This is a genomic window from Adhaeretor mobilis, assembly GCF_007741515.1.
Taxonomy (GTDB): domain Bacteria; phylum Planctomycetota; class Planctomycetia; order Pirellulales; family Lacipirellulaceae; genus Adhaeretor; species Adhaeretor mobilis.
The window spans coordinates 2,195,045-2,216,207 of the sequence record NZ_CP036263.1; the positions used below are offsets into that span (position 1 = coordinate 2,195,045).

19 protein-coding genes are annotated in these 21,163 nt (G+C 54.8%); 7 read left to right on the top strand and 12 right to left on the bottom strand.

The genetic code is table 11. From position 1 onward, the window contains the following. Nucleotides 1-62 precede the first annotated feature (62 nt). Entirely contained in the window at nt 63-848 is a 786-nt protein-coding gene (gene trpC, locus HG15A2_RS08560) for an indole-3-glycerol phosphate synthase TrpC (RefSeq protein WP_145059688.1), read from the top strand. 153 nt (nt 849-1,001) lie between these two features. Here the strand turns inward: trpC and HG15A2_RS23880 are convergent, their stop codons facing one another. The 10 genes from HG15A2_RS23880 to HG15A2_RS08610 form a co-directional block, all read right to left on the bottom strand. Continuing rightward, the gene (locus HG15A2_RS23880; RefSeq protein WP_218932421.1) at nt 1,002-1,724 is read right to left on the bottom strand and encodes a PEP-CTERM sorting domain-containing protein; all 723 of its coding nucleotides are present in this window, start codon (nt 1,722-1,724) and stop codon (nt 1,002-1,004) included. Nucleotides 1,725-2,167: 443 nt separating this feature from the next. Continuing rightward, nucleotides 2,168-2,548 carry a hypothetical protein gene (locus HG15A2_RS08570; RefSeq protein WP_145059689.1) on the bottom strand — a complete coding sequence of 127 codons (381 nt, stop codon included), beginning with the start codon at nt 2,546-2,548 and terminating at the stop codon, nt 2,168-2,170. Between the two features lie 454 nt (nt 2,549-3,002). Beyond that, the gene (locus tag HG15A2_RS08575) at nt 3,003-3,182 is read right to left on the bottom strand and encodes a hypothetical protein (RefSeq protein ID WP_145059690.1); all 180 of its coding nucleotides are present in this window, start codon (nt 3,180-3,182) and stop codon (nt 3,003-3,005) included. Between the two features lie 787 nt (nt 3,183-3,969). Then, complete coding sequence (locus HG15A2_RS08580) at nt 3,970-4,953, bottom strand: sigma-54 interaction domain-containing protein (RefSeq protein ID WP_145059692.1); 984 nt, start codon at nt 4,951-4,953, stop codon at nt 3,970-3,972. Nucleotides 4,954-5,431: 478 nt separating this feature from the next. Continuing rightward, complete coding sequence (locus HG15A2_RS08585; RefSeq protein ID WP_145059693.1) at nt 5,432-6,262, bottom strand: class I SAM-dependent methyltransferase; 831 nt, start codon at nt 6,260-6,262, stop codon at nt 5,432-5,434. 90 nt (nt 6,263-6,352) lie between these two features. After that, complete coding sequence (locus HG15A2_RS08590) at nt 6,353-7,255, bottom strand: LpxI family protein (protein ID WP_145059694.1); 903 nt, start codon at nt 7,253-7,255, stop codon at nt 6,353-6,355. A gap of 35 nt (nt 7,256-7,290) precedes the next feature. Beyond that, entirely contained in the window at nt 7,291-8,358 is a 1,068-nt protein-coding gene (gene lpxD, locus HG15A2_RS08595) for a UDP-3-O-(3-hydroxymyristoyl)glucosamine N-acyltransferase (RefSeq protein ID WP_145059695.1), read from the bottom strand. 169 nt (nt 8,359-8,527) lie between these two features. Beyond that, nucleotides 8,528-8,947 carry a J domain-containing protein gene (locus HG15A2_RS08600; protein WP_145059696.1) on the bottom strand — a complete coding sequence of 140 codons (420 nt, stop codon included), beginning with the start codon at nt 8,945-8,947 and terminating at the stop codon, nt 8,528-8,530. 26 nt (nt 8,948-8,973) lie between these two features. After that, a complete protein-coding gene (locus HG15A2_RS08605) occupies nt 8,974-9,702 on the bottom strand; it encodes a TIGR04283 family arsenosugar biosynthesis glycosyltransferase (protein WP_246117914.1) in 729 nt (242 codons plus the stop codon). 50 nt (nt 9,703-9,752) lie between these two features. Then, nucleotides 9,753-11,363 carry a DUF6807 domain-containing protein gene (locus HG15A2_RS08610; protein WP_145059699.1) on the bottom strand — a complete coding sequence of 537 codons (1,611 nt, stop codon included), beginning with the start codon at nt 11,361-11,363 and terminating at the stop codon, nt 9,753-9,755. Nucleotides 11,364-11,412: 49 nt separating this feature from the next. Here HG15A2_RS08610 and HG15A2_RS08615 point away from each other — a divergent pair, with 49 nt between their 5' ends. From HG15A2_RS08615 to HG15A2_RS08630, 4 genes are all read left to right on the top strand, one after another. Then, a complete protein-coding gene (locus tag HG15A2_RS08615) occupies nt 11,413-12,984 on the top strand; it encodes a phytoene desaturase family protein (protein WP_391483912.1) in 1,572 nt (523 codons plus the stop codon). 182 nt (nt 12,985-13,166) lie between these two features. After that, entirely contained in the window at nt 13,167-13,604 is a 438-nt protein-coding gene (locus HG15A2_RS08620) for a 3-hydroxyacyl-ACP dehydratase FabZ family protein (RefSeq protein WP_145059701.1), read from the top strand. A gap of 9 nt (nt 13,605-13,613) precedes the next feature. Next, nucleotides 13,614-14,432, top strand: a complete 819-nt coding sequence (locus HG15A2_RS08625; RefSeq protein WP_145059702.1) for an enoyl-ACP reductase FabI — start codon at nt 13,614-13,616, stop codon at nt 14,430-14,432. 219 nt (nt 14,433-14,651) lie between these two features. Further along, nucleotides 14,652-16,154: a serine/threonine-protein kinase gene (locus HG15A2_RS08630; protein ID WP_246117915.1), complete on the top strand. Its 1,503-nt coding sequence runs from the start codon at nt 14,652-14,654 to the stop codon at nt 16,152-16,154. Between the two features lie 164 nt (nt 16,155-16,318). Here HG15A2_RS08630 and HG15A2_RS08635 read toward each other — a convergent pair whose 3' ends face one another. Together HG15A2_RS08635 and HG15A2_RS08640 are read right to left on the bottom strand one after the other, a co-directional pair. Continuing rightward, nucleotides 16,319-17,257 (bottom strand): glycoside hydrolase family 68 protein, encoded by a 939-nt coding sequence (locus HG15A2_RS08635; RefSeq protein ID WP_145059704.1) that lies wholly within the window; start codon nt 17,255-17,257, stop codon nt 16,319-16,321. A gap of 618 nt (nt 17,258-17,875) precedes the next feature. Then, nucleotides 17,876-19,033 carry a 3-oxoacyl-ACP synthase III gene (locus tag HG15A2_RS08640; protein ID WP_246117916.1) on the bottom strand — a complete coding sequence of 386 codons (1,158 nt, stop codon included), beginning with the start codon at nt 19,031-19,033 and terminating at the stop codon, nt 17,876-17,878. 22 nt (nt 19,034-19,055) lie between these two features. Here HG15A2_RS08640 and HG15A2_RS08645 point away from each other — a divergent pair, with 22 nt between their 5' ends. Together HG15A2_RS08645 and HG15A2_RS08650 are read left to right on the top strand one after the other, a co-directional pair. Continuing rightward, on the top strand, nt 19,056-19,796 hold the full coding sequence (locus HG15A2_RS08645; RefSeq protein WP_145059705.1) for a CPBP family intramembrane glutamic endopeptidase: 741 nt from the start codon (nt 19,056-19,058) through the stop codon (nt 19,794-19,796). Between the two features lie 566 nt (nt 19,797-20,362). After that, nucleotides 20,363-21,106, top strand: coding sequence for a gamma-glutamyl-gamma-aminobutyrate hydrolase family protein (locus HG15A2_RS08650; protein WP_145059706.1), 744 nt, complete (start codon nt 20,363-20,365; stop codon nt 21,104-21,106). Nucleotides 21,107-21,163 lie beyond the last annotated feature (57 nt).

Here is a 21,163-nt window from a genome sequence, read left to right on the forward strand (position 1 = left end):
GCTGAGAGTATGCAGATGCCGAGTGACTCGCGGAGAAGCACGACTTGCGATAAATTAGGGCCATGAGCGAAACTATTCTCGACAAAATCGTAGCTGAAAAACGCAAAGAAGTGGCGGAGAAGTTCGCCCAGGTAACGGTAGAAGAGCTCCAATGCCAGGCGGCTGAGGCTCCACCGGTGCGAGACTTCTTTGCCGCCTTAGCAGATTCCTCGGGAGTTTCGCTTATTGCTGAGGTGAAAAAGGCGAGTCCTTCAGCAGGGATCATCCGCGAGGACTTCGATCCGGCGACCATTGCCAAAACTTACCAGCAGCACGGCGCGTCGTGCATTAGCGTGCTTACGGACGAGCCATTCTTTCAGGGAAAGCTGGAATACTTAACAACGGTTCGCAACGTGGTGGACATTCCCGTATTGCGCAAAGACTTTCTGATCGATAGCCGCCAATTGCTGGAAGCACGAATCGCCGGTGCAGACGCAGTACTACTCATCGCGGAATGCCTAGACGATTGCAATCTCCGCAAACTGCACAACGAAGCAATCGATCTTGGCATGACGCCGTTGGTGGAATACTACGAGCCGGCGAATCGCCAGCGAGTACTCGATGCAGGGGCCACGCTTATCGGTGTGAACAATCGCGATTTGCGAACCTTCAAGGTAGACATCGCACACACACTTCGGCAGAAGGAACTGCTACCCGAGGAATGTCTGCTGGTTGCCGAAAGTGGCATTCACACACGTGAGCATGTACTGCAGCTAGAAGCGGCTGGAGTGGATGCCATGCTGGTTGGCGAATCGCTGATGCGCGAGACCGACATTGGTGCAGCGGTGCAGCGGTTGCTGGACAGTTAACGCGAACTCACTTCTGTAGGCGAAGACCCACCGTGGCGCACCGCTGTGCTAGGGTTCCTGGAATGTCATCTTTTCAGGCTGCACGTAAGAAAAAACGCGGAGCAATCGGGTGATTGCTCCGCGTTTGAAATGCCTCTCACTCTTACGTCTCAACTAGCTGTTATGACGTCGTCGTGCCAATCCCAGTCCGAGTAGGCTCAAACCTGCAAGGGCTAAGCTCGTTGGTTCCGGAACGACCGAATCACCCGAGATGGTTAGCACGCCGGTTTCTCCGAACGCAGCGTCCGTTCCGAACATCGCATCTGTCGAGGTGTAAGCAATACTTACTTGACCGCCGAACTGCTTCCCCATTGGAAGAGACTGCGAGGTTACGGTCCCCGATCCCGTCAAGAATAAGACACCGGGCAGTCCAGGAACGGACGGGCCTCGGAAGGCTTGGAGGTCATCAATCCGAACTCTCAAATCGGTTCCACCCACGAAGAAGTGGATTTCATTGGTGCCAGTCACTGGTGGTAGGATGTCCGTCAAGCCGACTGCGGGAACAGTAATTCCATCTTCAACGAGCCAATCGACTTCAATGCCATCAGCTTTCATCCACTCCATGAGATCGACATTCTCTTCGGAGAAGGTCGCTGTTGTTGCATTGTCTGCAATAGCCCCATTTCCTGGACCTGCGATCGTAAACATGGGCTGAGCAGTATCAAAGATTCGCTCGCCCACGCCGTCAATCTGCACATCGACGCCGGTAGCATTGATCGTAAGGATGGCTGCCTGCGAGCTGGAAGGAAGTGCGAAAACCATGGCTGCGACCGCAAACAAAGTTAGGCTGCGGAACGACCGGCAGGCTTTCGTACTTACCCGGGAGGTAATGTTCATTGTGCTTGTCCTTTTAAGAAAAAATCTAAGTGAAAAATTAAATGAGTATCTACTTTTGTCTCTAGTACTTGCAACGTCAGTAGCTGGCGTGCGTAGCACTTGTATGCAATCGGGTACCTGTCTGTCTCATGGGTTGATCGGTACTCGTTGAGGCCGCATGACGCGGATAGTTAAGTTGGTCTTGGATTGAGAACAAATCTCCTTTCCAACAAGCCGCTGTCGCTTCTGGCCCTGGTTCTGTGGGTTTCTACCATCCGTGTTTCTTGTTGCATCGTTGATGTAGTCCGTTTGCGGTAGAGCCTTTGCGTCGGCTCGATCTGGTTAGTTTTGCCAATAATCTTTTTCTGACTGAACGTCTGACCTTGCGACTGGCATGGACGGAGTCATTCTCAAAATGAGCGGGTTCGTCATAGGGTTTCTTGATCATGATTGCTTTTAGAGGGCTAAGGATTACCCGTTGTTGGTGCCAGCGAGCGGGAATACTCTTCGCACGATTCCTTGCGTGTCAGTGCCTCGCGAGCCTGCTCAAGAATGAACTCAAACCCTTCTCGAGAATCCGCCTCCTGAAGAAACGACCAGACTCCCAACCTGCGTGCCCAGAGCTCGTCGTCAGGGCGGGAACTCTTGCCACAGACAACCAACAGGCTGTCTTGAGAGCAAACGGCCGATTCGGCAGCCCGTCGTAGCTCATGCGACGCGGAATCGTCATCCGGTAAATCAACGATGATCAGCGGGACTCTACGACGGAATGCGCACCGGAGAAACTGGCCGGTGTCGCAGCAAATAATGGCGTCCCAAGCTTGTGCTTCGGCAGCTGCGCGCATAAAGCGTTCTCGCTGACCCGATTTGGTGAGGACGAGGCACTGGAAAACCCCATGTGCCCTTAGACGTGAAGCCTTAGGGGGGAGTATACGTGCTGTACGCAGAGCGCCGAGCGCTGGGCTATCAACAGTGTTCATCAAGGTGTCTCACTCCGAGCAATAGCTCAGTGCCACGGACGCCGAAGTAGCGCCTGAGTAATAGGTAGTAGGTACATTCGTAATCTGCCCTCTAGTGCGATAGCGATTCACCGATGACAGGACATGCTTCCTACCTGCTGGAAAGCCAGGGTCTCCCCGTAACGTTCAAGCTCGTAGCAAACTCGCGATGTCCTGTGTCTCTATATCACTGCGCGCTGCTTCATCGATATCCCTCGATATCCCTCGATCAGCTCGCATTTGCTCCATACGCTTTGTCACATGGAAATCCACGTGACAGCAAGTAGCACCAACCGCCTGATTACCAGGACAGCTTGCGCTTGCGACGGCGATGAATCCCGTTGATCGAGGTTGGCGACTTACCGCGACGGCGACCAAGGCTGGGACGTTTTTCCTTGGATCCGCTAGCAGGCTTGCGGCGAGCAAAGCGATCGCTGCCGTAGTCCATGTTGTCCATCTCGTATTCTTGGATGTGGCTCATTCTTCTCTCCTTGTAGTTGCTGATAGGTCCGCACTTGTCTTTGTGTTAAGACAACCGTGCGAGTATCTGAGTGTGACCACTTCGCCAAGCTCATAAGAAAAGACATTGAGTCGGCGACGCGGCCGAACTCCGCATGTGCGCACGAAGTTCGACAGAACCTATAAGCGATTGGCGTGCCAAGAATCGAGAAAGACACGCTATTGAGAAGAACACCCTGGAAAACAGGAGTTTATTTTTTCCGCGGAGGACAGGTGCTCCACAAAGTACTTTCACCATTCTTGTGAGGTGGAAAGTTGTGTCTTTGTGTAGATGCTTGATGTGCAGAGCTAAATCGCGAATTCACAAACATGGTGAATGATCACTGTTCCTGTGAAAGGCAAGTTGCGTTGGCACAATGGCGCTGCGTTGGTCGCCCAAAGATTTGGCTAGATGAGATGCTGTCAGCACAAGAAAAGCGAACGTACCACCAACACAATGCTTTCAATACGCATACGCCGACTGTGCCGTGTGTGTGAATGTATAGACCGCTCTGCTAGTTGTGCGTGCAGAGAGGAAAACGAGAAGCGATCAACTGAGAATTGCGTCCAGAAGAAAATAGGGCGCGAAGCAGAGCAGCGCGGGCACCAAAAGATCCTACTAGAATCCTCGGCCCGAGCCGGGCTAGCAATTCCGTTACAGCGCTATCAGAGATGGTAAATCGAGTCAGCTGATTGCCGTGCATGCACCGCGACGGTATGCGAGGCATCAGCGTTACCTCACGCCTCAACAACGAAACTTCAACAGTGAACTAGCAGTCAGAAGAACTCTGATCCGCATCCAGTTGCTGGAGGAGTCGCGTCATCGTATTGGGATGAATCCCCAGTAGCTTAGCGGCACGCCCTTTGTGGCCCTGAGTAGCCCGTAGAGCCTGATCCACGGCTGCTTCACGTAGTTTGGCTAAGTCGGTGAAGGGCAGATCGACACTTTCACCGCTAGGTCGTTGCTGCCCTGGTAGCATTGGCTCACACTCAAGGACATAGCTCTGCTCGAGCACGAAGCCTAACTGGCGGACGTTGCCGGGCCAGCTATACTCGCAAAAATCGCGGAGTGTGTCTGGGGAAGGCTTCCACACGGGGCGTTCGTAACGAGCGGCAAACTTGCGCGAAAAGTACTCGACGAAGCGCGGGATGTCTCCTTGTCGCTTTCTCAAGGGCGGCATTTTCAGCTCGACCAAATTCAAGCGATAATAAAGATCTTCGCGGAATCGTCCATTGGCGACTTCCTCTTCGAGGTTGCGATTTGTGGCCGCAATGACCTGCACGTCGATACTAATAGGCGTGGACGAGCCGACGGGAGTCACTTCACCTTCTTGGAGGACTCGCAATAACTTGGCTTGCAGCTCCAGCGGCATGTCACCGACTTCGTCGAGGAATACGATCCCCCGCTCGGCCGTACGAAATACGCCCAAACTAGCGCCCGTGGCACCCGTAAAGGCACCTTTTTCGTGACCGAAGAGTTGGCTTTCCGCCAGAGTAGGCGTTAGAGCGGCACAGTTGACGGGCACAAACGCCTGATCGCGGCGTGGGCCTAGGCGGTGAAGCATGCGCGCCCAAACTTCCTTGCCCGTACCAGTCTCGCCGGTAATCAGTACCGTGCATTCGACTTGAGCGGCTCGTTGTGCATGCGTGGCAATGCGACCTACATTTGGGTCATCGCCAATCAGAAGACTATCGGAATCTTCCGGAGGCAAGCTCGCGAAAGAGTCAACAATCAAAGGAGCAGTAGTTGTCATATCTCAGTTCCCACACAGGCTCAGTAAGAACCTGATCCCTCTGTTTTGCCTGCTATCGTTCTCAGTAGTGAAGTAGCGCCGACCCCTCATGTAGGAATCTACTCAACTTTTTTGCCCCTAAGAACGGCAGATCTTGTCATATCACTAGCGGTCCAGCCTTGTTATTTCCTGCGGTAAAACGAATTAGAATTTTGGTCGCTGATGCATCTGTACCAGCGACCAGCCAATCTGTTCCGTCCCTTCATCCTAATCGCTTTTGAGAAGATGCTCAAACCTTTGTCATAAAAACGATAATGAATTTGGGAAAACAGTTTCGATCAAATCGTTGCTGCGGATATTGCGATATTTACCGGGGTGCGACGTAACATGTTTGAGGGTAATGGTTTGCGCTTAATTCCCTGGTTTTTTCTTATCCGAGGTAGGGGGCATGAGGGCTCCAGCGTTTCAGCCACTGATTCAATCATGGTTTGCTCCACGTTCAACCCTTTGTTTTATCTTCCTCTGCGTTGGCTGCCCAAGGAGCCAGTTTCACCGCTGGGCGCTTCTTGTCCGCTTTTTTCCCGAAAACTAGCACGTGCTGCCAAGGAAGCTGGTCGTACTGCTCAGACAGTACGAAGGCCTGGGAAGTCAGCTCACGGTGAACTTGAGACTTACTCATTTTGTGCAGTGGTCGGATCGGCACATCTCTGTCTTCTTCACGAAATTCGACCAAAACCAGTCGACCATCGGCTTTGAGCGACTTCTTCACCTGGGCCAGAACCGTCGGCGGGTCGGAGAGCTCGTGGTAGACATCAACCATAAGAATAAGGTCGAGCGCTGCGACCGGCAGGCGTGGCTCTTTTGGCTTGGCGAGTATGGGATGAATATTCTTAATACCGCGGGACTCAGTGCGACGCTTGAGCTTATCAAGCATCTCGGACTGGATGTCGACCGCGTAGACTTTGCCGCGCGGGCCGACTCGCTTGGACATCTCAAAGGCGTGGTAGCCGTTTCCGCAGCCAAAGTCACAAACGTGCTGCCCCGCTTTTAGTTTGAGGAAGTCGTACAACTCACCAGGGCGTTCTTCTTGCGCTCGACTACGCCGAGTGAGCCAATCGGCGCCGCTGTAGGACATGGGAGGGGCAATCTGCCGGCCCATGTAGATGCCTGGTTGGGAGAAACCATTCGAGAGCTTCGTCGTTTCATCCACAGCTTCCAGAGCGAAAGCGCTGCGACTCAGGATGGGAAGAACGCAGAGGATCGTGAGCAAGACAGAAGCCGCGCACTGACCGGCCAAGAGAAATCTCTGAAGAGAAAGAGGTGTCGCCACGGGACCAAGCTCCTATCATGGTAGGAATCGCTTAATCATAGTGTAGCCACTTGGGCATAGCTATTGGGCGCAACGCGAAACCATCGCGGTTTAGGCAGCCGTTTTTGTTTGAGCAGCTGCCTCGCCCATGGCGACTACCGTAATGTTGAGTCGCTTGGCGTTGCGTTGAAATTCAGCGGCGTCCAGTAGGATGGTTTGCTCGCTTTGCAGTGCTAACAGGTTGCCGCCTGCTTTGGCGATGGATTCGAGCGTTTGCGTACCGACCGTGGGCACGTCGAAACGCATGTCTTGCCCCGGCTTGGCGACTTTCACGACGGTAAACCCTGAGTGTCTGCACAGATCACCGGCCCGCTGGATGCATTCGTCAGTGCCTTCGATCGCTTCCACGGCAAGCACTGCTTGATTCTTTACGCAAACGGTCTGTCCCACATCCAACCCACCCATCGACTTGGCCAATTGCCAGCCAAATTCCAGATCGCGACGTTGGCGCTGCGAGGGAGCTTTGCCGACGATCAGTCCACTTTGGACAAGTAGTTCTGGCGCGAAGTACGTGGGGGCTTCGAATTTGATTCCCGCTCCGGCAAAGGCTTCCACTAAGGTTAGCAACACGGTATCGTCCTTCCGATCTTTAGTTCCAGAGAGCAACTGCCCGGAGAAAGCTGCCAGACATTTCAGGTCAGGACGATGCCGCCACCACCAGCCGGGGCGAAAAAATTGAGCTTTATGGATCTTTCCCGCCATGACCGCTTGCTTCACGCCGTGTCGCCTGAAGACTCGAATTGCGCGTCCCACGCTGCCGATGCCGATCCACTGGAATTCGTCGCACATCTCCACAAGTGCCGGATCGGCGTGATCGTGAACGCCCAGTCCGATGATCAGTCGTCCTTCCGCCTTGGCGGCTTCGGCAACTTTCATCGGCAACCTTCCCCAGCCGGCCAGCAGACCAAGCGGGGGGAGGCGGTCATTCGATTGGGTTCGTGTCGAAAGCTTCATGACTTTTTGGTCAATGGTGAGAAATGATGCAATCTCTAGGCTGCTTGCTCTCCGGGAGCGGGCTGCTGGTGGGCATTCTGCAATTGCTGGAGTGCGATGACTTGTTTTTGAAGTGAGCGGAACTGGCGACGCATTTCAGGCAGCTTAGCGAGAGCCGCCATCTTGACTCGCTGCTCACGAACAGGTGTTGCCGGAGCTCCCAGCATGATTTCACCATCGGGCACGTCGTGCGTCACGCCGCTCATAGAACCTATGACAGCTCGCTGACCAACGTTCACGTGATCGCGAATACCGGCTTGTCCTGCCATAACTACGTAGTCACCAGTGATCGTGCTGCCAGCCACACCCACCTGCGAGCAGATGAGGTTGTGCCGCCCGATTTGACAGTTATGGGCGATCATCACTAAGTTGTCGATCTTGGTGCCTTCACCAACGAGAGTCGGGCCGAACGTGCCGCGATCGATGGTCGAGGAGGCGCCGATTTCGACGTCGTCACCGATCTCTACATTGCCAAGCTGCTCGGAGATTTTGTGCCTCCCGCCGACTTCCTGGTAGCCAAAGCCATACGCGCCAATGACCGCACCGCCATGCAGGACGCAGCGTGCCCCGATTTGCGTGTCCTCGTAGAGCACCACGTTGGGGAAGAGCACGGTTTGCGTCCCGATCTTGCACCCAGGGAGTATCTGTACGCCCGAATGAATGGTCACGTCATCCCCGAGCACAACATCGTTGCCGATGGTGGCGCCGGGGTGGATTTCGACGTTCTTGCCGAGAGTGACCCGCTCACCGACGATTGCCAAGTCGCTGACGCCCTGTTGCGGGCTGATCCTCTTGGGACGGAAATGAAGTACTGCTTTCGTGAACGCTTCGTTCACATCGTCGACAAGAATGGACGGTTTTTCGCCACACTCGATGTCCGCAGACACAATGGCAGCACCTGCTTGAGACGCCGTGAGCTCGTTCTGGCGATTTTTGTCCGCTGCGAAGGTCACTTCTGTCGGCCCGGCTAAATCGAGTCGGCGAACGTTGGTTACCACCAGACTTCCATCGCCCACGAGTCGCCCGCCGACGATCTCCGCTAATCTAGCCAGTGTTACAGTCATGCCTTGTTCCCCTTGATTACTTCTCTTGAACTCTTCAGACACCCTGTAAGCAGGTAAAACGGGCCGACAAGATGTTGAGATTGATAGTCTCCACGACGCTCAGTGATCGAGAAATCGCTGGCGAGTGGTCGCGGATGGTACCGAAGCGTGGCGAGGGCGCAAAGAGCATTCACTCTTGCGGAGCATCATCGCTATTCGTTTGACGGGCGACTTGCAGTGCTAGCTCGAAATTCTGCTGCAGTTGCAGGAAGTTTTTCAGATTGCCGCCCCGATCTGGATGCTGAGTCTTCACTTTTTCGCGGTAGGCTTCCAGCACGTCTGCCTCACTGCAGTCTTTGGCCAAACCGAGCGCGGTGAGGCAGCTTGGGCGATCACGTAGCGCCCAGTAGGGGATTTTTAAGGTAATATTGTTCGCGATCACTAGAGCCCTGCGCAATGAACGCAGGTATCGACGAAAGTCGAGAACGAGGAAGAAGTACCCGATCGCAGGGACGCCAAAAGCGATTGCCAAGAATGCGAGGGTCACCGTGCTATCAATGCCATCAGGCCAAGGTCGGACTTCACGGCTAGCGATAAGGAGTGATAGCATGGAGTTCTAGTTTGGAGCGTTAGTATCTAAATTGCGGGCTTCGTCATAGCTGCCTTCGGCTTAGTCGAACAGCTATTTAGGCTGGCATTATAGCGATCGCTAAGCACATCCGGTGTGGTACCCCGGCGGTCGGAAAACGCAAGCGACCAATTGCTGAGCGTTTGTCGCAAGACGCCCCGTTGAAGCCAACGACGTGCACTCACATGCAGCGGACCGGGCAAGATCGCTGGGCAATGTTCGGTCCTGCGGAGGCTCCGCATGAGACGCAGGTCCTCCATTAACGGAATACTTGGGAAGCCGCCGATTGACTCAAAAAAGCTGCGGCGAAAGAATAAGCCTTGATCGCCGTAGGGCGTGCGTAGAGTCTTGGCTCGGAAGGCGTTTCCCCATTCGAGCATCCGATAACGAAGCCCGTTCGCTTGGATCCAATGGTGAAACGCGCCGAACTGTGTGTCCGTATTTGCGAGTCTTGCATTCAGTTGATTGGCTCCATCGGGTTCTAGCCAAGTATCTGCATGTAGGAAGAGTAGCACGTCACCTGTGGCGATCGCAGCGCCGACGTTCTGCTGCGGGCCGCGACCACGAGCGGAGCGTACTACCGTTGCTGTGCCTTGGCGAGCGAGTTGCTCAGTCTCATCTTCGCTACCGCCATCAACGACAATGACCTCATGCGGCGAGAGGGCCCACGCGCGCTCCATCGCCGAAGCGATAGTCGCCGATTCGTTGAGCGTTGGAATGATGATAGAGAGATTCACAATTTCGAGTCGAGGTGCGTAAGCTCTCAAGGTAATCGACTGAGAGACTCCTAGTCAAAGATACTCTCACTCTTGGTATCGATTTGTTCGCGATCTAACCGACCAGCGTGAATCCACACTTTGTATCGCAGTTTCAAAGTGTCTCCTTGTTTCATTGTAGCAGCGCCTTGCTTCAAATCGCCCGGAGGGAAATGCTTCTGGCCGAATGGGTTCCCAGCTACTAAGCCGTAGTCGCGTGCGTGCCAGAGGCTCGGGTGTCGAAAGTTTTGTGGGTGGCTGAATATCGTGATGCCGACAGGCGTCGTGTCTTTCTCACCGAGGGGCCCGGTGTTATCGACCCAGGTGGCAGGCTGTCCCCACGCGGCTTTGTCGGTTTGGCCTGCACTGTTTAGTAGTTGGCCGCCGAGCTTTTCATTGACTTTCATAGCGCCAGCCACACGCACGGCGAAGGAGCCCTCTTTCGTATCGCCTAGGATCACGTCGCCCACTGTGGCTTTCAACAGGACGGTGAAGTCAATCCAACGCGAGCCGTCTGCGTCCGCACCGAAAACGATTGTTCGCTCATCCTCAAGTATCTTTTCTTCATCGCTAATCCAATCATTACGTGTGACAATGCGCAGATCTGGACCCTGCTCGGAGAGTTCTTTGAATTCTTGGTGGACGATGTAGCCCTTTCTCTCAATGGGGCCGTTAGCCTCGGGTTCGATCCAGAAATCGATATTGTTGACATCTCCGTGCGTGAACCAAAGCGAGCGGTGATGCGGATGGTCGTCCACTTCGTGATCTAGGAGCGGTCCCAGTGGATAGGAACGGGTGACTGCCTTGCCCGTCGGGCCGATGATTGGCCAAATAACCGGTTGGTGTCCAGAATTCTTGAGATACTCCGTGAATGGTTTGCCATCGATCCGAATCACGGCACCGTTCTCGGTGAGTTCCCCGCGTGTCACGGGCTGATTCTCGCTCTTGCGAACGCCCCGCACCGTAACGTCGTCGAAGTTGCCGTGATCGTCGAATGTCCCCAGGCCGATGCGGCCCCAAGTGAACGTTTTATCGCGAGCGACCATGCGAGGCTTCTTCATGTCATCGAAAAAGATTTCGATGAGTCCCGTCGCGGTGTTGTGTTTGACTTTGGCTTGATGCCAATCCTCGGTCCAGGGTGTCGTGTTCTCGTTTTCCAGAGTGATCGCCTTACGAGCGCTGCCGTCCACGATAAACACCTGGCAAGCGTGGGGGTCGGCCTTCGCGCCTAAATGCACGTAATAGTAGTGAGCCGCGTCCTGCCCGCCCCAGAACAAACACAAATCGCGGTGCCCACCGGCGGTGGGATTCGTATTCTGCAACCGTGCTGAGATTTCAACCGAGCCCTCAATGGTGTCCTTCAGCCAAGCAATGCTGTGCGGGCTGCGGTAGGGAGGCTTGTACGTGCTCTTGCCAGTTACGCGAAGCACATGATTTTCTCGCGAATTGCCTTCGGTGGAATGTGCTACTTCGGCGATCTTCCAAACCTGCGATCCGGCCTTGGAGTCGGTGGTTTCCCAACGATCCATTCCGTTCTCGAACTGTTCGGTGAGAAGCAGGGGAAGCTCGTCAGCGACACTGGACGAACCAAGGGCAAGAACCAGGAGGGACATGGAAAGCAATTTTACAACGGGGAGTGGCATAGGGCTCAATTCGAAAGTAGAGAAAACGGTTGTCCTATTTTAATGCAAAATGACAGCCCCCTCGCCCGACGTCAGTCGCTGGAGTATCGTAGAAGGCCTCAAGCACTACCTCAAATGTAACGAATTTAGCTACCTGGAAGCCAGTATGCCCCGCGATTTTCTTAAAGATGCCAAGGACCGATACGATGTGGTCGTGATCGGTAGCGGACTGGCGGGGCTCACTTCGGCGAATATTCTGGCTCGGCAGGGACGCTCGGTGCTGTTGTTGGAACAGCACTACAAGCTGGGCGGCATGGCCACTTGGTTCAAGCGACCGGGCGGGCACATCTTTGATATTTCGCTGCACGGTTTCCCCTTTGGCATGGTGAAGAGCTGCCGGCGTTACTGGACCAAGGAAATCGCTGAGTCGATCGTGCAACTCGACGGCGTCCGATTTGACAACCCGATGTTCTCGCTGTGGACTAGCTTCACACGCGAAGACTTTACAAAGCAGCTGATCGAGAAATTCAAATTGGAGCCGCAAGTAGTCGATGCGTTCTTCGATACGGCTCGCGGCATGAACTTCTATGACGATCAGCAGATGACCACCGGGGAGCTTTTTGAGAAGTTCTTCCCTGGTCGCGAAGATGTGATCCGCCTGCTCATGGAGCCGATCACTTACGCCAATGGCAGTACGCTGGAAGATCCGGCGATCAGCTACGGCATCGTGTTTAGCAATTTCATGTCCAAGGGCGTGTTCACCTTTCAAGGCGGCACTGACAAGCTCATTGGGCAGATGGAAGCTGAACTAAAACACAACGGCGTGGATATCTGCATTAACTCCAATGTGCAAAAGATCGACGTCGAGCGCGGTAAGGTCACTTCGGTGGAAGTGAATGACAAGACGATTCACTGCGATGCGATAGTGAGCAATGCCAACGTTCGTCAAACCATCTTCGATCTCGTGGGTGAAGAGAAGTTCGATGGCAACTTCATCGACGATGCCAAGGCCGTGCGACTGAACAATAGCAGCACGCAAGTTTACATGGCGCTGGAAGAGGAAGATCGTTTGGATGTGAACGAACTGGGCGACTTACTCTTTAGCAGCGAAGCGCCGTACTTTCGTACTGAGGCGTTGCTCTCCCGCGACGTTACGAGCCGCACTTATTCGTTTTACTATCCGAAGACGCGCCCACACAAGAAGCCACGTTGTTTGATCGTCAGTAGTACGAACGCCAAGTTTGAAGACTGGGCGCCATTGCCAGAAGTGGATTACGAAGCCTCCAAGCAGGACCTGTGCGAGACGACCCTCGATGCGTTGGATAAGTACGTACCCAACGTGCGCGAGCGTGTCGTGCATGTGGAAGCGAGCACGCCGCGGAGCTTTAAGCACTATACCAATCACCCCGCCGGCGCGAGCTTCGGCACAAAATTCGAGGGCTTAGCGGTCAGTCGTGCGCTGCCTAAACAAATCACCGGCCTGTATCATGCCGGCAGCGTCGGCATAATCATGAGCGGCTGGCTCGGGGCCATGAACTACGGCGTGATCGTGGCCAACGAAGTCGATAGCCAACTCATGACCAATAGCTCAGCATCAACGGCCGGCTTTGAAAAGTCGGTGGCTGAAGATGTGGCTTCGTAGGTCTAGACGCAATGCGCAGGGAACGCAAAGAGTCGCGAAGAAACTATTGTTGGCTATTCTAAGGGGGAATCGTCAAACTGCTGACTTGCTATCCGACATTACACCAGAGCGATTGAAGTCATATCTCTGCGATTCTCAGCGCCCTACACGACTTTGTGCCAAATACGAGTAATGAGGTATACATGTCTCTAGAAGCCATCAAAGCCGCCATTCCGCACCGCGAGCCATTCCTGCTCATCGACGAGATCGTTGAGCAGTCCGACGATCGCATTGTGTGCCGCAAGACGTTCACCGGCAAAGAGTTCTGGTACGCAGGACACTTCCCTGACTTTCCGCTCACGCCGGGCGTCATTCTTTGCGAAGCGGCCATGCAGGCTGGGGCTGTACTGTTGGCTAACCATGCGGAGCCGGGGGGCGATACCGTGCCGGTCGCAACGCGGGCTGACAATGTGAAATTTAAGAATATGGTGCTGCCTGGCGACACGGTGGACTTCGAGGTGACACTCGACGAGCAAGTTTCCAGTGCGTTCTTCTTAACCGCCAAGGCGACCGTCCGTGGCAAAGTGGCCACGCGCTTCAACTTCGCCTGTACGCTCGCCCCACGTACTTCAGCCAGCTAGGAGCCGCGCGTGCCTGCCGATTTTCTACAACTCGAGGGACGACGCATAGCCGTGTTTGGCGTGGCGAATCGCAAGAGCGTTGCCTACCACATCGCCAAGCAGTTGGAAGAAGCTGGCGCGGAAGTGGTGTATGTGGTGCGCTCGCCGGAGCGTCACGAGTCAGTCAGTAAGCTCACAGGTAGTGCGCAGGTGCATGTGTGTGATGTCGAATTCCAGGAGCAGATCGACGAGTTGACAAAATCCTTGAAGGAAAAGTATGGAGTGCTTCACGGCTTTGTCCATTCCATTGCCTTCGCCGATTACGACGAGCGGGGGATGATCCCCTTTCATGAAACGAGCCGCAAGCAGTTGCTGCGTACGTTCGATATCTCCTGCTACTCACTCATCGCACTATCCAATGCCCTCAAGGAGATGCTCACCCGTGATGCTTCGGTGGTGACGATCTCCATTTCGACTACGCGGATGGCAAGTGAGAACTATGGGTTTATGGCACCAGTGAAGGCGGCTCTCGATTCGAGCCTTGCTTTTCTAGCGAAGTCGTTTAGCAAATTTTCCGAAGTGCGGTTTAACGCCGTTGCTCCAGGTCTCTTGAAGACCAGTGCTTCGGCCGGTATTCCCGGTTATGTGGATTCGTATCTCTATGCAGAACGTGCCACCCTGCGTGGCCGGGCCATAAAGACTGAGGAGGCCGCCGCGGCAGCTACTTTCCTGTTGAGCCCGCGATCCAGCGGCATTACAGCCCAGCAGATTGTTGTTGATGCAGGCATGGAGGTGAACTATTTCGACGATCGTCTCATTCGCCCAGCGGTCGATTCCCTGGGAGAGTAGGGTATTCGCGGGCGGACGCTAGCTATAACGTCAATCTGGGCTAAACTTTAGGTAGGCCCACGTCGCGAGGGTGAATGGCGTGGCTTAGAAGGAATAGAGCAATCTCATCAGGCAAATTGGCACGTAGCGATTTAGGGTGTGAGGCAAGACGCATTGTTGACAGTGCGCGCTACTTCGCTTATTTGCTGCTGCCCCAACCTCGGCTGACAAGATACAAACGTGGCCAGTGAATTCTTAGATCTCGTACGACGCAGCAAGCTGGTCGAGAAGGAACGTCTAGAAAAGTTCCTTGGCGAGCTTACTGCAAAGCATGACGGCAAGCTGCCAAGTTCCAAAGAAGATCAAGCCCAGGCCCTCATCGGGGCAGACTTGCTGACGCAGTGGCAGGCAGACAAGCTACTAGCCGGCAAGCACAAAGGGTTCATCCTAGGTAAGTACAAGTTGCTCAGCCTGCTCGGCAAGGGCGGCATGAGCCAAGTCTACTTGGCTGAGCACATGCTCATGAAACGCAAGGTGGCGATCAAAGTGCTACCGAAGAATCGGGTTGCCGATTCCTCTTATCTAGAGCGTTTCAGAATCGAAGCTCGTGCGGCGGCAAAGCTGGATGATCCGAATATCGTCCGAGCATATGACATCGACCATGACGGCGACACACACTACTTGGTCATGGAGTACGTCAAAGGCCGTGATCTGCACGTCGTAGTAAAAGAGGACGGGCCCCTGAAGTTCGAGGCGGCGGCGGACTACATCGCGCAAGTCGCTCGCGGACTAGACCACGCTCACGAAATGGGACTTGTCCATCGCGACATCAAGCCAGCCAATTGTTTGCTCGACGGAAAAGGGACCGTGAAGCTACTGGATATGGGGCTCGCTCGATTGATTGGCGACGAGGCCTCGCTGACCCTCGAAAACAACGAGAACGTTCTGGGTACAGCCGACTATCTCGCGCCCGAGCAGGCGCTTAACAGTCACAAGGCAGACCATCGAGCGGACATTTACAGCCTCGGCTGCACGCTTTACTACCTGCTCACGGGGCACCCGCCGTTTCCAGACGGAACTATTTCCGAACGGCTGCTCAAGCATCAGGTCGAGCAGGCCCCAAGTATTTTCAATGATCGACCCGACGCACCTCCCTCGCTGATCAATATTTGTACTCGTATGATGGCGAAGTCGATCGACGATCGATATCAAACGGCCGGTGAAGTGAACAACGTGCTCACGGATTGGCTTGCCGATCGGGGCTCCGAGGTCGGTGGTAGTGGGAAGCGATCTGAGAGCGATTCGGGAGGAGTTGGCAGCGATGTATATCGACGCTTTGCAGCTTCCATGGGTAGTAGTGCAGGGAGCGGATCGAAGGGTTCCGGTAGCAGTGGGAAATCCGCGCCAATCAGCAATGAACCCGAAGAAGACATTGGCCTCGCACCGCTTGAAGACGATTCGCCAAGTAAAGAGGACTCCAGCGACGATCTAGACGATTCGCCCTCCACGCCAGAGACCGATCCAAAGCCGGTGGGCCCGTTGGTTTCGCTAATCGAAGAAGCATTCGCAGACGACGAGAAAGAAACCCGCCGCCCGGTGCGTACGATGAACGACACCTTCGATCCGCTCAACCCACCTGGGTTCTCCGGTCCCAAGTACGGCACGCCCGTTTGGGTGTACCCAGTGGTAGGCGTAGCAGTGGTCGCCGTGCTGGCGGTTATTGTTGCGATAGTTGTGCTTTAGCGTTTGTCGCAGCAAACGGCTCGTCGATGCTTCTACTGGGCTCTCACTTCGCTCGTCTGCGTTGTGAACTCTACCAATTTGTAGAGCTCCGCTGTCCGAAGGTATTGGGCTTCAGCAACGGTCCTTAGCGTAGGCTTTGGGTTCCGTTACTGCTCAAACCCCCATCAAGGGTTATCCAGTATCAACCGGTCTCCCTCGCGATGTACCGCCAATGGCGGCGACCAGGAATAGGGTCGCTCTGCGTTGCGGGTAGAGAAACCGGCTAGCGCCGCACTATTGTTCGACGGGTCCGCCGGAAGAAAAGCCAGGGCGTAGCAGTGAGCTCGCCAGTCCAAGAGCAAATCAGACCCATCTGGTCCGGCTGCTTTCCAAGGACCGTCAATGTCTTTGGCGGAGAAGACCCGAGTCGCTAGACCGGCCTGTTTTTCATCGGGGACGAGGTGATCCTTGCTAGAACAGACGAGGAAGATTTGTTTCCCGGAGAGGAGGATGGAGGGACATTCCATCTGGGTATAGTTACTCGGCAGGTCTAAGGGAGGACGGAGGTTCCAACGCAGGAGGGTATCATCCTCTGCAACGGCATGACCGATTGTTCCCCGGGGCGTATCACCGGTATGTTTCGCACCGAAGAGCATGTGCCAAGAGTTGTCGGCGGGGAGGTTGAAGACATGCGGGTCTCGCCAGGACATGATTACCCCATCAGTGTCCGTGATGTCATAGCCATCTGGGCAAGGTTCTAGGATCGGGGTGGGGTGCTTGATAAAGTCACGACCGTTGCCCGAGAACGCGACACAAATAGTCTGTCGACTCTGCGGGCCGCGGCTGACTCCGGTATAGAAGAGTGCCAGTCCTGTCGGCAAGTCTACTGCCGAACCGCTCCAGACGGCTTGCTCATCGGGTGCCCCCTCCTTCCCTGGAGAGAGGGCCGCCCCCCAAGGTTCCCAAGACGTTCCGTCGGTAGAGACCCAATGCGAGATAATCGCGTTCAGGTGTCTCTCATCCGGGTTTAGCTCACGTGGTGCGGTCAGTGAGAAACGGTGCAGCCGGTTGTCGATCCTCGAGCGGGTCGTCCAATTGTCCCAGCGATAGAGGTGTTCCGGCATTGGTGCAAGCTTGCATTAAAAGGGAGGTGGACTGTTCGGTAAGAGAGAAATGCGCAACCTGAGCGAGGAAACGATTGTCAGCCTGCTTCATCAGGCGTTCCAGAACGCTGTCACCAGAGGCAACATAAATCTCGCAGCCCCAAGGTTTCCGCCAGTCGCATAGCACAGCTCCCACGGTGCTCCTTACTGGCTTCTTAACCGAATTTGGTGGGCAAGTGAATGAAGTATCTCTTCGCTGTTAGAAAAAATACGCCGAAGGCGTTGCGCAACGTAGTCTAGGGTTGCTCAACAGCGAGCCTAAGCGAGCTTTGACCTACCCTAGGAGTTGGTGCCATTTGTATTCATCGACCGAGCACCATGCGTTGCCCACCTAACGTGCGTTGTCGAGGTCGAAACCATCGCTGTCTCGCCTCCGTTGCGACCTCGGTCATGCGGCTTGGTAGTCAACACGTCGTGCTCGGTCGCTGGTTGCGGTTGTGTACAAACCCAGGGCGTCCCTAGCTCGCCTAGGCTCGCGTCGGTTGCCCTGAGCCATGGTATGAAACCCCTGCGGGGTAGTTCGAGATAGGATCTTATCAAAGATTGCGAAGTTACCCACTAAATTCGGTGAAAAACCCCTTACTGCATTGGCTCGTACTGCAATGACTTCGCGTTCCCAACGACGCGGGACTCTTGCCAGCGAACTCCCAGCATTTGGCAATTGATGCCCGATCCAATGCCCAGCATGGCCACGGAATCGTCTCGTTGGAATTGCCCTGCTTCCGCGCCGAGCGCCATCGTGAGCGGCAAGGCAGCTGCTCCGGTATTTCCGAGTGTTTCGAGCGTCGGAACATCGAGCGCTTCCTCCAGTTGCAATTCCTCAAACAGCATTTTTCGGTGGGCGACTCCCACTTGGTGGCACACGGTGCGATTGATGTCCTCCCGCGTCCAGTCGAGTTCGGCTAGGAACGGATCGAACGTCGCTCCGCCAGCGGCCACGCCACGGCGCATGAGTTGCTCGCTATCGGTTTGCATAAAGGTTTCCAGGCCTTCGCTCTGGCACAATTCGTGATGGTCGGTCGAGGCAGTGACTGCTCCCCCCAGAAGCTTGTTACCCGTCTTGCTGATGCTCTCATGGCAAAGCACCGCCGCCACGCTGCCCGAGCCAATCGTGAGCGAGGCAACGAGCAGTTTGATGTTCTTTCGAGTGACGGACTCGTCCTCGTTAATTCGCCGCACGGTATTCTCCACGAGGGTCCGGCCACACTCTGTGCCCATCACGAGCCCGGCTTTGATTTGTCCCAGTTCAATCATATTGGCGAGCTGTACCATGCCTGTCAGTACGCCGAGGCAAGCGTTGGAAACATCGTAGATCATGCAGGACTGCGGCAGGCGGAGTGCATGATGCACGCCACATGCTGTTGCCGGTTCGAGAAAATCGCGACACACCGAGCCGTGGACCAGTGCGCCAATTTCACCAGGATCGAGACCGCTGGCTTGAATCGCGTTGGCAGCGCTAGTGGCGCTCACCGAGCCAGGAGTCGTGCCGGGCGGATAAAATCTCCGCTCGCGAATCCCAGTCATGAGCTCCAGCCGGCCCTCGGGCAAACGAAGTCGCTGGTAGCCTTGAGCGAGCTTGCTCTCCAGTGCGTCGGTGGTGACCACTTCCTCGGGCAAGGTGTAGCCGAAGGCTTCCAGGCAAACTTGGGAGTATTTCATGAGAGTCGAGTCGATTTCGGCAGGCTGAGCGTTCTGCTTCAACGATACCAGCGGAATCTGCATTGGTAAACGAGCCATAGCCGACTACCCTTGAGGTGGTATGAGTTCTCCAGATAACCATCCGCAGAAAAGTCGGGCCGACTTGATCGCCTTAGTCGTCGCGATCGTGCTGCCCTCTTTGATCACCTGGGCCTACTTCTTCAAAGCGGAATCGGCAGAAGCCGGAGTCCAGCAAGCAGTGTTTGCGGTGGCGAAAGTTTTTCAATTCGCTCTCCCTGCTGTTTGGGTGTTTCTCATTCAGCGAAAGCGATTTGAGTGGTTCGCGCGAAGCAAAGCCGGACTCGGAATTGGCCTAGCATTTGGCGTTGTTGTCGCAGTGGCCGGCTTGGCGCTGTTTCATTTCGTACTGCGCGATGCGCCATTCTTTGCCCCGGCTGCTGAGCAAATCCGCGCAAAAGTTGCAGGGATGGGGATGAATACGCCTTTGAAATACGTCTGCCTGGGCCTCTTCTACACAGTTTTCCATTCCCTGCTGGAAGAGTATTACTGGCGTTGGTTTGTCTTTCAGAAGCTCAAAAACTGGGTCTCTGTAAATAGCGCGATTGTGATCTCCTCACTTGGTTTCATGGCGCATCACGTGTTAGTGCTAGGCAAGTTCTTTGGTTTCGCCCACTGGGCGACTTGGGTGTTCTCGCTGGCTGTGGCTACGGGCGGACTTGCTTGGGCATGGTTGTATCAGCGTTCTGACTCGCTTCTGGGACCCTGGTTGAGTCATGCCGTGGTTGATGCAGGGATCTTTCTCATTGGGTACCAATTGGTCGCAAATCTGTTGGTCGGCTAGTAGGCCCAGCAACAGCGATTTCCTGCCATGTTGTGCTAGCAAAAGTTATTTTGGCCCAACATAGCGAATTCCCTTGCAAAGGATTTCGCATAGCTTATTCTCTCCCCCTGACTTGCAGTCCTCCAAGCAACAGACCGCGTGACAACGGTTGCCAGCCAAAAGGAGCTTGAGACCAGAACGATAGGGAAGTCGAAAAATAAACGCGTTTCGCTCCAGATGCAGGTTCCAGGGATTTGGGAACCAGTGGGTGGACGCAATTTGGTCGCCACACATTTTGTATGGATGCTAGCAACAACCCAGGGACTTGGGAGCCGCAGTATGTTTGCCACTGTTCATCAGTCGTGCAGACAGTTAGTTCGTAGGTTGCACCCTCCCCCCCCAAAAAATGTCCGATCCTCTCGGATAAAGTGTGCGTTGGCAGTCCGCTAGTCGTAGTGGTTTATTTCGATGGTTTTCTTCACGCACATTGTGTGTGAATGGGCTTCTCTCTTTCGCATTGGTCGTCATCGCACCGGTTGGGAAATACGGCTTAGCGCCAATGATGGCGTGGGAAGGACTGCGAGACTATGTCGAAGCCTTTAATTGGAATTAATGCAGATTACCGTCAGGCGAGTAACGATTCGTCTGCTTTTACCTATGTAGCCTCAGGCTACTATGATGCGATTCTTAAAGCCGGCGGGTTGCCGGTTGTGATTCCCCCCTACGACGACGAGCAAGATATTGCCGACATGCTAGACCGGCTTGACGGTGTGATGCTAGTTGGCGGTGCCGATCTCGATCCACGTCGCGACGGTTGGATGCTTCATCCGACAGTTCGACTGCAGAATCCTCGCCGCGAGTCGTTCGACCGCTGCCTCATGCGACTCGTCGCTGAGCGCCGCATGCCTGTGTTCGGCGTAGGTTCGGGTATGCAACTGTTAAATGTTTCTCAGGGCGGCAATCTTATGTTGCACATCCCTGAGGACATGCCGAATGCCTTGCCTCACCGCGATCCATTGGATCCTTCGCATCGCCACACTCTAGAATTGGCCGCTGGTTCGATCATGGACCGCGTCTACGGTGATGGCGAACTGCGTGTAAATAGCATGCACCACATGGCCGTCGACGAAGTCGCTCCCGGCTTCATGGTCACCGCCCGTTGCCCTGATGGGATTATCGAAGCCATCGAGAGCACTCAGGAAGACTGGTTCGCTTTCGGCACTCAGTTCCATCCTGAAGCGGAAACCGCCTCAGCTCTCGACCAACGTATCTTCGAAGAGTTCATGTGCGGTGTCCATGAAATGCACAGCCAAGTTCGATTGGTTGCGTAACTCAGAGCCTTACACGCTTGCGGTCTATTGGGTATTTTACCGCTAATCCGCAGGCAG

Coding starts and splice junctions, on each gene's coding strand:
- trpC (WP_145059688.1), top strand. CDS start 63: ATGAGCGAAACTATTCTCGACAAAATCGTAGCTGAAAAACGCAAAGAA.
- HG15A2_RS23880 (WP_218932421.1), bottom strand. CDS start 1,724: ATGAACATTACCTCCCGGGTAAGTACGAAAGCCTGCCGGTCGTTCCGC.
- HG15A2_RS08570 (WP_145059689.1), bottom strand. CDS start 2,548: ATGCGCGCAGCTGCCGAAGCACAAGCTTGGGACGCCATTATTTGCTGC.
- HG15A2_RS08575 (WP_145059690.1), bottom strand. CDS start 3,182: ATGAGCCACATCCAAGAATACGAGATGGACAACATGGACTACGGCAGC.
- HG15A2_RS08580 (WP_145059692.1), bottom strand. CDS start 4,953: ATGACAACTACTGCTCCTTTGATTGTTGACTCTTTCGCGAGCTTGCCT.
- HG15A2_RS08590 (WP_145059694.1), bottom strand. CDS start 7,255: ATGAAGCTTTCGACACGAACCCAATCGAATGACCGCCTCCCCCCGCTT.
- lpxD (WP_145059695.1), bottom strand. CDS start 8,358: ATGACTGTAACACTGGCTAGATTAGCGGAGATCGTCGGCGGGCGACTC.
- HG15A2_RS08600 (WP_145059696.1), bottom strand. CDS start 8,947: ATGCTATCACTCCTTATCGCTAGCCGTGAAGTCCGACCTTGGCCTGAT.
- HG15A2_RS08610 (WP_145059699.1), bottom strand. CDS start 11,363: ATGCCACTCCCCGTTGTAAAATTGCTTTCCATGTCCCTCCTGGTTCTT.
- HG15A2_RS08615 (WP_391483912.1), top strand. CDS start 11,413: ATGACAGCCCCCTCGCCCGACGTCAGTCGCTGGAGTATCGTAGAAGGC.
- HG15A2_RS08620 (WP_145059701.1), top strand. CDS start 13,167: ATGTCTCTAGAAGCCATCAAAGCCGCCATTCCGCACCGCGAGCCATTC.
- HG15A2_RS08635 (WP_145059704.1), bottom strand. CDS start 17,257: ATGCCGGAACACCTCTATCGCTGGGACAATTGGACGACCCGCTCGAGG.
- HG15A2_RS08640 (WP_246117916.1), bottom strand. CDS start 19,033: ATGGCTCGTTTACCAATGCAGATTCCGCTGGTATCGTTGAAGCAGAAC.
- HG15A2_RS08645 (WP_145059705.1), top strand. CDS start 19,056: ATGAGTTCTCCAGATAACCATCCGCAGAAAAGTCGGGCCGACTTGATC.
- HG15A2_RS08650 (WP_145059706.1), top strand. CDS start 20,363: ATGTCGAAGCCTTTAATTGGAATTAATGCAGATTACCGTCAGGCGAGT.